Here is an 11,493-nt window from a genome sequence, read left to right on the forward strand (position 1 = left end):
GCCCATGAGGGAGGTCGGGCAGACGACGAGGGTGGGACCGGCGGAGGCGGGGTCGGTCTGGCGGTGCAGATGCAGCGCGATGAGCGTGATGGTCTTGCCGAGGCCCATGTCGTCGGCGAGACAGCCACCGAGACCCAGCGAGGTCATCCGGTCCAGCCAGTCCAGCCCGCGCAGCTGGTAGTCGCGCAGGGTCGCGGTGAGCGCCGCGGGCTGGGAGACCCGCGGCCCCAGCATCCGGTGTGCGCGGCCCGCCGCGTCCGACGCGAGGAACTCCAGGGCGGTCGGGTCGACGCCGGGCTCCGGCTCCGTGTCCGTCTCCAGGGACGGCGACCGACCCGGCGCGGGCAGCGCGACCGGAGGCGCCGGCAGCGGCGGCACCAGGAACCCGGCCGCGAAGGCCTCCTCGGCCGACACGCCCGGCATCCCGCCGACCTGTCCGGCCGTCTCCTCGGCCGACGCGTCCTCCGGACCCCGACCGCCGCGCGCGGCCCGTGCGGCGCTGCGCGCCTGGAGCTGGTCGAGGAGGGTGCGCTCGCCACGCCCCCGCATGAGGAGCAGGACGAAGGGGTCCTCGTCGAGCAGCCGGGCCACCTGGTAGCAGAGGGCCGAGGTGTGCGGGCAGTGGTCCCAGGCCTCGCAGCCGCACTGCGGTTCGAGATCGCCGATCCCCGGCAGCAGTTCGAGCCCCGCCGCCGACGCGTCCTCCACCAGGTGCGGCGGCATCTCGCGGTCGAGGAGCGCGGCGATGTGCCCCGCGCTGTCGACGGCGAGGTCGAGCAGCCGCTCCCACTCCTCCGCCGAGAACTCCCGCACCAGGACGTCGCCGCGGTACGCGGTGCCGTCGCGGTCCTGCACCACCGCGGTGATCCGCCCGGGCCGCACCGACACGGCCCCCACCGCCCCCGCGCGCGCGTGCCGCCGTCCGGCCTTGAGCTGCTCGCCGTCGAGCGCGGTGTCCTCCAGCGCCTTCAGCCAGGTCAGTCCCCACCAGGTCCGGGCGAAGGACCCGCCCCGCGCGGGCGGGAGCGCCGCGAAGGTCCGCTCGTCACCCTCGTGTCCGTACCCGCTCATCGCGCGTCACCCCGCAGTCGTACGAGCTCCGCCAGCTCGGCATCGGTCAGTTCGGTCAGCTCCGGCGGGGTGTCGCCGCCGGAGCCCAGGACGGTGTCCGCCAGCTCCCGCTTGCGGTCGAGCATGGTGGCGATCCGGTCCTCGATCGTTCCTTCGGCGATCAGCCGGTGCACCTGCACCGGGCGGTCCTGCCCGATCCGGTACGCGCGGTCGGTGGCCTGCGCCTCCACGGCCGGGTTCCACCAGCGGTCGTAGTGCACGACGTGTTCGGCCCGCGTGAGGTTGAGCCCGGTACCGGCCGCCTTGAGGGAGAGCAGGAAGACGGGGACCTCACCCGACTGGAAACGGGCGACCATCGCCTCGCGCTCGGCGACCGGCGTACCGCCGTGCAGGAACTGCGTCCGCACGCCCCGCGCCGCCAGGTGCGCCTCCAGGAGCCTGGCCATCCCCACGTACTGGGTGAACACGAGGGTGCACGCCCCCTCGGCGAGGATCGTGTCGAGGAGTTCGTCGAGGAGCTCCAGCTTGCCCGAGCGGCCCTCGATCCTCGGCCGGTCCTCCTTGAGGTACTGGGCGGGGTGGTTGCAGATCTGCTTGAGACCGGTCAGGAGTTTGACGACCAGACCGCGCCGCGCCATGCCGTAGGCCTCGGCGATCGCCGCCAGGGTCTCCCGCACCACCGCCTCGTAGAGGCCCGCCTGTTCCGGCGTCAGGGAGACGGTCCGGTCGGTCTCCGTCTTCGGCGGCAGTTCGGGTGCGATGCCGGGGTCCGACTTGCGGCGGCGCAGCAGGAACGGCCGGACCAGGGCCGCGAGCCGGGCGGCCGCGGCCGGGTCCCGGCCGCCCTCCACCGCGGCGGCGAACCGGGTCCGGAACGCGCCCAGGGTGCCGAGCAGGCCCGGGGTGGTCCAGTCGAGGATCGCCCAGAGTTCCGAGAGGTTGTTCTCCACGGGAGTGCCGGACAGCGCCACGCGCGCGCGTGCCCCGATGGTCCGCAGCTGCCGTGCCGTCGCCGAGTACGGGTTCTTGACGTGCTGCGCCTCGTCCGCGACGACGAGCCCCCAGGTCCGTCCGGCGAGCCGCGCCGCGTCGAGGCGCATGGTGCCGTAGGTGGTGAGGACGACGTCGCCGTCGGCGAGGTCCTCCAGGTCACGGGTCGCGCCGTGGAAGCGGCGCACCGGCGTGCCGGGCGCGAACTTCTCGATCTCGCGCTGCCAGTTGCCCATGAGGGAGGTCGGGCAGACGACGAGGGTGGGACCGGCGGAGGCGGGGTCGGTCTGGCGGTGCAGATGCAGCGCGATGAGCGTGATGGTCTTGCCGAGGCCCATGTCGTCGGCGAGACAGCCACCGAGACCCAGCGAGGTCATCCGGTCCAGCCAGTCCAGCCCGCGCAGCTGGTAGTCGCGCAGGGTCGCGGTGAGCGCCGCGGGCTGGGAGACCCGCGGCCGCCCGCCCTCCGGGTCGGCGATCCGCTCGCGCAGCCGCTCCAGCCAGCCGGTCGCCGCCACCTCGACGGGCCGGCCGTCGACCTCCGTCGTACCGGTGAGGACGGCCGACAGGGCGTCCACCGGCGTCACCGGGCGGTCCTGCTGCGAGCGGGCCCGGCGCACCTCGTCCGGGTCCACGAGGACCCATCGGTCACGCAGCCGCACCAACGGCCGCCCGGCCTCCGCGAGACGGTCGAGTTCGGCGCGGGTCAGCTCCTGGTCGCCCACGGCGAAGCGCCAGTTGAAGCCGAGCAGGGCGCCGGCCGAGAGGAACGACGGGAGACCCGCGGCGGAACGCCCCTCGCCCTGGGCCGCGTCGGGGCCGGGGGCCGCCGCGGCGGCCCCTCCGGTGGGGAGTGCCAGAACTGCGGGCCCGTCCGGGGCGTGGCCGGAGTCCTGCCCGTCCGTCGCCGCGCCGTCCACGGGGCCGATCACGGCACTCGCCGTCAGCCGGTCCGCGAGCTCCCGCGGCCAGTGCACCTGGACACCCGCGGCGGCCAGCGCCCGGCCCGCCGTGCCGAGCAGCTCCGCGACGTCCTCGTCGGCGAGTTCCACGGTGTCGGGCACCGCAGCCGTGAGGAGCGGGGTCAGCGGAGGCCAGGCCCGCGCGGCGCGGCGCAGGCCGAGGAGGACGTCCATGCGGACCCGGGGGCCGAAGGCGGACGCCGCCCGGCCCGAGCCCGCCCACACCTCGGCCGCGTCCGCCACCAGGGTCGGGTCGGCGACCCCCTGCAACTGGAGGACCGCACGGAAGTCAGGCGCCTTCTCCGACTCGGCGGTGAAGCCCGGGAGTTCGAGCCGGAGCGAGAGCCGGACGCCCGCAGTCGATCCCCGAACAGCGGGCGTGGGCCTCGGGAGGCATCGAGGCCGCGAGCGTCCGCACGGCGGCGAGTTCCTCGGGGCCGAGGGGGCCGGCCCGCCAGGCGTCGAAGTCGCCCGGCGCGAGGCCGGGCAGCAGCAGACCGCGCGAGACGAGGTCCAGAGCGAGGAGCGCGGCGGCGCCCCAGAAGGCGCTCGACGGCGACGCGGAGTCGGAGAACCGTGCCCGGGCGAGCAGCGGCAGCGCGTCCCGTACGGGCAGGACGCGGGCGGGAACGGCCACCGGCCGGAGGGTCTCCCCGTCGACGACCGTGATGTCGGCGGTGGTCTGGGTGGTACCGGCGGTGCCGGATGAGCCGGTGACTTCGGTGGCGCTCGCAGCGCCGGTGCCGGTGCCGATACGGAGAGCCGGGTCGTCGTTCGGCGACCAGAAGGCGATCAGGCCCGCGCGGGGCGGCTCGGCGGGGAGGAAGACGGCGGAGTGGCGGGTGAGTTCATCGGGTCCGTGCGACAGCGACAACGCATTCCTCAAATTTGACTACCTGAAGTCCGAGCGGCCGAGGGTACCTCACCGCCGGCCCGGGACGCGGACGTTTCCCGGTGTGACCCACACCACAGTTCCCTCAGGGCGGGACCCCGATGGCGTGGGGGTGGGGCTCCCCGTCCTGCCCCCGGCCGCCGCCGCACCCGCCGCCGCGGCGCCCGCCCGCACCGGGGGCGGCAGCGAGTTCACCCCGCTCCTCCGGTTGGTCAGGTCGCAGGGGCTCCTCGACCACCGCCCCGGCTGGTACGCCCGCGGCATCGCCGCCAACCTCCTCGGCATGGGCGCCGTCGTGGCCGCACTCGCCCTGATCGGCCCCTCCTGGTGGGCGCTGCCCCTCGCCCTCCCCCTCGCGCTGCTGTCGGCCCGGGCCGCGTTCGTCGGCCACGACGCGGGCCACGCCCAGGTCACCGCCAACCGCAAGGCCGGCCGGATCCTCCAGCTCGTCCACGCCAACCTCCTCCTCGGCATGAGCCGGGAGTGGTGGAACGACAAGCACAACCGGCACCACGCCCACCCCAACCACCTCGACAGGGACCCGGACGTCGCGGCCGACATCCTCGTCTTCGCCGAGCACCAGACGACCGGCCGCACCGGACTGCGGGGCTTCCTCACCCGGCACCAGGCCTGGCTGTTCTTCCCGCTGACGACGCTGGAGGGCATCGCGCTCAAGGTGTACGGCGTCCAGGCGCTGCTCGCGAAGGACGGCCCCTGCCGCACCCGCCGCGACCGGCTCGTGGAAGGCGGCCTGCTCCTCGCCCATTTCGCCGGCTACACCGCGCTGCTCCTCGCCTTCCTCACCCCTCTCCAGGCGCTCGTCTTCGCCGTCGTCCACCAGATGCTGCTCGGGGTGCACCTGGGCATGGCCTTCGCCCCCAACCACAAGGGCATGGAACGGCCCGACGGGCACGCGGACGGCGACAGCTGGGGCCATCTGCGGCGCCAGGTCCTCACCTCGCGCAACATCCGGGGCAGCGCCCTCACCGACTGGTTCCTGGGCGGTCTCAACTACCAGGTCGAGCACCACCTCTTCCCGAGCATGCCGCGCCCCCACCTGCGCCTCGCCCAGCCGGCCGTCCGTGCCCACTGCGCGGCCCTGGGCATCCCGTACACGGAGACCGGCTTCGTCGACTCGTACCGGCAGGCTCTCGGTCACCTGCACGAGGTGGGGGCGCCCCTGCGGTCCGGGGCGGCCGCGTAGCGTCGAGCACGGTCACCCCGGCACGTACCCGGAGTGCCGTCCACGCGGGCGCGACGGGCACGCACCGGTCCCGGCTCGGCCCCCGGGGCACCCTCAGGTAGGTCGTACGGCCAACGCGTCGAGCCCTTCCAGCAGCGCGGGCAGACGCGGCCCGCGGGCCACGGGGAGGACCTCGCGCGGCAGCTCGTCGAGAAGGACGAAAGCCATGTCGTCGGGCCGTGCCACCAGCGACCAGCCGGGACCGTCCGCGCGCAGCGTCCGTACGCCGCCCTCCGCTTCGGTGCCGGTCGACCGCACCCGGCCGACCGGCGGGGGCTCCGTCAGGTAGCCGCGGAGCTCGTCGAGCGCCCGGCGGACTCCCGCGTACGGGTCGGAGGCGACGTCCGTGGCCGGAGCGGCGTCGGACGGGCCCGCTCCCGCCGGCTCGGCGGCCGGGGGCGCCTGCGGCGCCGGGGCGGACGTCGTCTGTGCGCGGGACGGCCTCTCGAACCAGGTCATGGGCTTGGGCGCCGGCTCGGCCGGTACGGCGGCCGGCGCGGGTACCGCGGCCCGCTCGGGCGGGGCTCCGACCCCCTCCGACGGGGTCGCGCCCCCGGCCGGCCCCCCGTCCGTCACCTGGCTCCGCCAGGCCGCCCACTGGTGCGCCACCTCGTCGGCTCCGAGGCGTCGCTGCGCGGGCCCCCAGACGTCGCCGGACGGCGGTACCAGCGGAGCCGGATCGCCTTCCTGGGGTTCCGGGTCGTGCGGGTCGGGCACGCCAGGCGCGCGCGTGGCCACGGCGAGCGGCCAGCCCGGCAGCCCGGCGACCACCGAGTCCTCGTCGGGGGACAGGTCGTAGGCCATGCCGCAGTCCCACGAGGCGATGGCCACGGCGACGAGCGACACGTCGTCGACGACCACCGTCCAACGGGCGCCGAGCCCGTCCTGGCCGAACACGAGGCCGTAGCCCGCCGCGTCCGGCAGGAGGCCGAGCACGGCGCAGGCCGCCGGGTAGTCGTCACCGAGGACGCTCGGGAAACGCGCGGGCGTCAGCAGTGCCGCGGTCAGCACGAACAGCGCGTCGGCAGCGCCCTCGGCCTCGGCGATCGGGTCCGTCCCAGCCACGCATGCCTCCCCATCTGGTTGTCGGCGCACCTTAACCAGTGAGGAGGGAGGCCTGTCCATAGCCGGGCGTCGTGACCTGTATCGCCGTACGCCCCCGGCCGGGATTCCCGTGACCCGTTCTGCTCCGGCGCGCGCCCGCTACGCGTCGGCCGCCGGACGGGGCGCCGGCTGCTCCCGCAGCCCCAGCAGCGAACGGGCCACCGTCCTCGGTGACTCGTTCCGCTCCCGGGCGAGGGTGAGGAGCGCACGGCAGGCCAGTTCGTTGACGCCGAACGACAGCATCCCGGGGGAGACGCGGCTCGCCGCCTCCTCGGCGCGGGCCGGATCGTCCTCGGCGCAGGCGGCCACGTATGCGGCGGCGGCCTCGAAGAGGTTGTGCCCCTGCCGGGGACGCGGTGGCGCCGGCGGGGCCGCCTCCGGTGTCCTCCGGGCGGACGGAAGGAGCCTGCGCAGTCTTTCGGGTACCCGTGCCACGCCGCACCGCCTCTCCCGGGCACGACTGCCCGGCACGATCCACGGTAGTCAGTGAAGTGCCTGGAAAGAAGGGCGCGTTGAGGCCGTTCGGGAACCCGGGCCGTCCCTTCCGGATCCTGGCCGCCGCACGCCGACCGGCAGGGCCCGGAGGGGAGGGCTCGAAGGCGCCGTACCGCGCCCGACCGGCCGGACGGGGCTCAGCCGCCCGCGGTCGCCCGCGGGACGGGCGGGGTGGTGTCCTTGAGGAGGGGGAGGTTCCGTTCGACGGCCCGCTCCCAGGAGCCGTCGTCGATCATCTTCTGGAGCGCCCGGCGGATGGTGCCCTTGGCGTCGCCGCCCTCCGGGACGCCGATGCCGTACGGCTCGTCGCTCGCGTCGACACCGGCGAGCTTGAACCGGCCTTCGTAGGGGTCGTGCGCGGCGTAGCCGGCGAGCAGCGCGTTGTCGGTGGTGACGGCGTCGACGGTCCCCGAGTCGAGGTCGGCGAGGCGCCGAATCGGCGCCCTGGCACAAGGCCGGGCCCCAAGGGTTGGCACTGCTCACGCCTCCCGGACAGCCATGGCCAGGAAGCGCGCGTCCTCGTCGACGTAGCGCACGAGCCGCCAGCCCGCCTCGGCGAGTACGGCGCGGAGCCGGGGCTCGGCGCGCAGGTCGTCCGGGGTGATCGTGCGGCCGTGGCGGGCCGCGAGGGCCGCTCGCCCGATCGGGTGGAAGAGCGCGAGCCGGCCGCCGGGCCGTACGGTGCGGGCGAGTTCGCGCAGATCGGCGACGGGGTCCGCGAGGTGCGAGACGAGCCCCGCCCCGAAGACCGCGTCGAGGGCGCCGTCGCGGACCGGCAGCCGCCCGACGTCGGTGAGCAGCAGCGCCGCCGTGCCCTCCGTACCGCCCCGCCCCGCGGCGACCGCCCGTTCCAGCATCTCGGGCGTGAGGTCGGCGCCCAGCACCGTGCCGGACGGGCCGACGGCGGCGCGGAGCGGGGTCAGGGCGCGCCCGGTTCCGCAGCCCGCGTCGAGCACCGCGTCGCCCGGGCGCAGGCCGAGTTCCTCCACCGCGGCCGCGTAGGCGGGGCCGTCGTCGGGGAAGCGGCTGTCCCAGTCGGCGGCGCGGGCGCCGAAGAACTCTCGGACGTGTGTGGGGTCGTCGCTCATGAGCCCATGATTCCGCACCCGGAGGAGTGACCGCGCATGTGAACATCTTGTGTGCACTCTCTGCGTGCACGTTCGAGCCCGGTGCGATCGTTCGGGATCAGCTCCCTGTCACATTCCATCAGCTTTCGAAATGCGCCCCTGATGCGCCCCCTGATGCGCACTAGCGTCCCGGAGCCATGGGACACCTGGACCACGCCACCTTCGGCTGGCTGACACCCGCACTGTCGTACGCGATGGCCTGCGTCGGCGCCGCCCTCGGGCTGCGCTGCACGGTGCGCGCCCTCGACGCGACCGGCCGCTCCCGCCGCAACTGGCTGCTCACGGCCGCCTCGGCGATCGGCACCGGCATCTGGACGATGCACTTCGTGGCGATGCTCGGCTTCGGCGTGACCGGCACCGTCATCCGCTACGACGTCCCGCTCACCCTCCTCAGCCTGGTCGTCGCGATGGCCGTCGTCGGCGTCGGCGTGTTCGTCGTCGGCCACGGACGGGACCGGGCCCGCTCGCTCCTGATCGGCGGGCTCACCACCGGGGTCGGCGTGGCGAGCATGCACTACCTGGGGATGGCCGCCCTCCGGCTCCACGGCGAAGTCCGCTTCGACCCGCTGCTCGTCGCCCTCTCCGTGGTCATCGCCGTCGTCGCCGCCACGGCCGCGCTGTGGGCGGCCCTCCACATCCATTCGCCCGCCGCGGTGGCCGTCGCCTCGCTCGTCATGGGCGCGGCCGTCAGCAGCATGCACTACACGGGCATGCTCGCCGTGCGGGTGGACGTGACCCCGTCCACCGCCCCGCTCCCCGGCGCCACCGTCATGCAGTTCATCTTCCCGCTCGCGGTCGGCCTCGGCTCCTACCTCTTCATCACCGCCGCCTTCGTTGCCCTCTCGCCGACGGCCCGGGAGCGGGCGGCGTACGCCTCCGCGGGGCGCCTCACCGCGGAGCACGCGGCGGACACCGCACCCCCCGGCTTCCGGACCGCCCCGCCGCTCCGTACACCCGCGAGCTGAACCCCCCGTGCACCAGAGACCAGCGCAGTCGGAACGAGGAGGCCATGCGAACTCCCCGCAGGACCAACGACGCAGAGGCGCCGACGCCGCCGTCGGCGGCCGCGCGCGGGCGGCGCGCACACGCCGGCCCGCCCGCCGACGAGCAGGGCGGACCCGCCCCCGAGGCCACTGGCGCGCACACGGCCGGCACGGGGCACGCGGCGGGCCCCGCGCCGGGGGTCGTCCCCCGGGCGCGCGCCCCCCTCACCGGAGGCCGTACCACCGACAGCCCCTCCGCCGCCGCGGGCCAGGGCCTCCGCGCCCCGGGCCCACGGCGCGGCCTGCGACCCCGCACCGTCCGCGCCAAGATCGTCTCGCTGCTGATGGTCCCGGTCGTGTCGCTCCTCGCCCTGTGGGGCTTCGCCACCGTCACCACCGCCCAGGACGTCGCCCGCCTCCGCCAGCTCCAGCGCGTCGACGCCGAGATCCGGCTGCCCGTGGCGGACGCCCTCGCCGCCCTCCAGGACGAACGGCGGGCCGCCGTACGCCAGGTCGCCGCGCCCGGCGCCACCCGGTCCGCCGAGCTCAAGGACCGCATCCGCCGCACCGACGAGGCTGTCGACCGCCTTCGCCTGGACGACACCCACACCGTCGGCGACACCGGTGACCTCCCCGCCGGAGTCGGACAGCGGGTCAGCGCGTTCGTCGGCACGGTTGGCGGCCTCGCCCGGCTCCGTACCGCCGCCGTCGACGGCCGCGCCGACGGGAAACAGATGTACGCGGAGTACACCGCGGCGGTCTCCGCCGCCTTCGCCGTCGGCGGCGCCCTCACCGGCATGCAGGACACCCGGCAGGGCGCCGACGCGCGCGTGCTCCTGGAATTCGGCCGGGCCGGCGAGATGCTGGCCCGCGAGGACGCCCTCCTCACCGTCGCCCACCTCACCGGCCGGTTCACCGACGACGGGCTCCGCGCCTTCTCCGGCGCCGTGGAGACCCGGCGCACCCTCATTGCCTCCGCCACCGCCGACCTGCCCGCCGCCGACCGCGCCGCCTGGGACCGGCTCGCCGCCGGCGGCGACCACACCCGGCTCACCAGGGCCGAGGACCTGATCCGCGCCTCGACCTCCGGCCGCCCCGCCGCCCAGGCCGTCCCCAGCGCCGACTGGGACGGCACCCTCGCGGCCGTACGCGCCGGACTCACCGCGATCGAGACCGACGCCCGCACCGCCGCGGCCGACCGCGCCGACCCCGTCGCCGGCGGCGTCCTCACCGCGAGCGGCGCGGCGGTGGTCCTCGGCCTCGTGGCCGTCGCCGCCTCCCTCGTCATCTCCGTCCGGATCGGCCGCGGCCTGGTCGTCGAACTCGTCAGCCTCCGCAACACCGCACTCGGCATCGCCCACGGCGAACTCCCCTCCGCCATGCGCCGGCTGCGCGCCGGGGAGGACATCGACATCCAGGCCGAGGCCCCGCCCGGCACCCGCTCCGAGGACGAGATCGGCCAGGTCGGCGAGGCCCTCACCACCGTCCACCGAGCCGCCCTCTCCGCGGCCGTCGAGCGCGCCGAACTCGCCGGCGGCATCTCCGGCGTCTTCGTCAACCTCGCCCGCCGCAGCCAGGTCCTCGTCCACCGCCAGCTCAACCTCCTGGACAGCATGGAACGGCGCGTCGACGACCCCAACGAACTCGGCGACCTGTTCCGGCTCGACCACCTCACCACCCGCATGCGGCGTCACGCCGAGAGCCTGATCATCCTCTCCGGCGCCGCCCCCGGCCGCGCCTGGCGGATGCCCGTCCCGCTCACCAACGTCGTCCGCGCCGCCGTCTCCGAGATCGAGGACTACGCGCGCGTGGAGGTGCGCCGACTCCCCGAGACGGCCGTCGTCGGCGGCGCCGTCGCCGACCTCACCCACCTCCTGGCCGAACTCATCGAGAACGCCGCCCAGTTCTCCCCGCCCCACACCAAGGTCCGGGTCAGCGGCGAACCCGTCGGCAACGGGTACGCCCTGGAGATCGAGGACCGTGGACTCGGCATGGGCAAGGAGACCCTCGCCGAGGCCAACGCCCGCATCGCCCAGTCCGAGACCCTCGACCTCTTCGACAGCGACCGGCTCGGCCTCTTCGTGGTCAGCCGACTCTCCGCCCGCCACGACGTCAAGGTCCAGCTGCGCACCTCCCCGTACGGCGGCACCACGGCCGTCGTCCTGCTCCCGACCGACCTCCTCCAGGGCGCCCTGCCCTCGGCCGGGCCCGCGGGCGCGACCGGCCACGAGGCCGACACTCCGCCCGCCGGAAGCCCGCGGGTGCGCGACCCCCGCATCCCCGTCGCCGGCCGGGGCGAGCCCGCCCCGGACCACCGCCAGAGCCACGACCTACGGATTACGGACGGCCGGACCACGGGCGACCGGAACACGGACGACCGGCTCGGCGGCGACGGCTTCCGCCCCGGCCGTCCCGGCACCGACCCGCGGACGGACCCGGCACGCGCCGCACGCGAACACGAGGAGGCGCAGCGCGCCGAGGCCCGCCGCTTCGCCCGCCCCCAGGTGGCCCGGCCGCCCGCGCGGACCGGACCGCCCGCCGCCGGGAGCGGAGCGCCCGCCGGGCCCGTCCCCGCGCCCCGCGGCACCACCCCGCGGCCGGCGGGCGGTGCCGCGGGGCGCGGGGA

8 protein-coding genes and 1 pseudogene are annotated in these 11,493 nt (G+C 75.6%); 3 read left to right on the forward strand and 6 right to left on the reverse strand.

Annotation, left to right across the window (positions count from 1 at the left end):
• Positions 1-1,071 (reverse strand): SNF2-related protein (locus EAO70_RS27355; RefSeq protein WP_261993080.1); only part of this gene is annotated, 1,071 nt, incomplete at its 3' end.
• Positions 1,068-3,909 (reverse strand): annotated as a pseudogene (locus EAO70_RS27360) (DEAD/DEAH box helicase). The pseudogene EAO70_RS27360 and the gene EAO70_RS27355, both read right to left, overlap by 4 nt.
• Positions 3,910-4,021: 112 nt before the next feature.
• On the opposite strand from EAO70_RS27360, the gene EAO70_RS27365 reads away from it, so the two are divergent.
• Positions 4,022-5,119, forward strand: a complete 1,098-nt coding sequence (locus tag EAO70_RS27365; RefSeq protein ID WP_410091433.1) for a fatty acid desaturase family protein — start codon at positions 4,022-4,024, stop codon at positions 5,117-5,119.
• A 93-nt stretch (positions 5,120-5,212) separates the two neighbouring features.
• Here the strand turns inward: EAO70_RS27365 and EAO70_RS27370 are convergent, their stop codons facing one another.
• From EAO70_RS27370 to EAO70_RS27385, 4 genes are all read right to left on the reverse strand, one after another.
• Positions 5,213-6,223, reverse strand: coding sequence for a hypothetical protein (locus EAO70_RS27370; protein WP_148005570.1), 1,011 nt, complete (start codon positions 6,221-6,223; stop codon positions 5,213-5,215).
• Positions 6,224-6,361: 138 nt separating this feature from the next.
• Entirely contained in the window at positions 6,362-6,697 is a 336-nt protein-coding gene (locus EAO70_RS27375; protein ID WP_148005571.1) for a hypothetical protein, read from the reverse strand.
• Positions 6,698-6,894: 197 nt separating this feature from the next.
• Positions 6,895-7,233 carry a transporter substrate-binding domain-containing protein gene (locus EAO70_RS27380; RefSeq protein ID WP_148005572.1) on the reverse strand — a complete coding sequence of 113 codons (339 nt, stop codon included), beginning with the start codon at positions 7,231-7,233 and terminating at the stop codon, positions 6,895-6,897.
• 3 nt (positions 7,234-7,236) lie between these two features.
• Positions 7,237-7,845: a class I SAM-dependent methyltransferase gene (locus EAO70_RS27385; RefSeq protein WP_148005573.1), complete on the reverse strand. Its 609-nt coding sequence runs from the start codon at positions 7,843-7,845 to the stop codon at positions 7,237-7,239.
• A gap of 176 nt (positions 7,846-8,021) precedes the next feature.
• Between EAO70_RS27385 and EAO70_RS27390 the strand changes: the two genes are divergently transcribed.
• Both EAO70_RS27390 and EAO70_RS27395 read left to right on the forward strand, forming a co-directional pair.
• The gene (locus EAO70_RS27390) at positions 8,022-8,849 is read left to right on the forward strand and encodes an MHYT domain-containing protein (protein ID WP_148005574.1); all 828 of its coding nucleotides are present in this window, start codon (positions 8,022-8,024) and stop codon (positions 8,847-8,849) included.
• Positions 8,850-8,893: 44 nt separating this feature from the next.
• A partial coding sequence (locus EAO70_RS27395) for a nitrate- and nitrite sensing domain-containing protein (protein WP_261993081.1) occupies positions 8,894-11,493 on the forward strand: 2,600 nt, incomplete at its 3' end.

This window comes from Streptomyces sp. adm13(2018) (assembly GCF_008042145.1).
Taxonomy (GTDB): Bacteria; Actinomycetota; Actinomycetes; order Streptomycetales; family Streptomycetaceae; genus Streptomyces.

Bases quoted from the DNA above. Each gene is read 5' to 3' on its own strand.
- EAO70_RS27385 (WP_148005573.1), bottom strand. From the start codon at position 7,845: ATGAGCGACGACCCCACACACGTCCGAGAGTTCTTCGGCGCCCGCGCC.
- EAO70_RS27390 (WP_148005574.1), top strand. From the start codon at position 8,022: ATGGGACACCTGGACCACGCCACCTTCGGCTGGCTGACACCCGCACTG.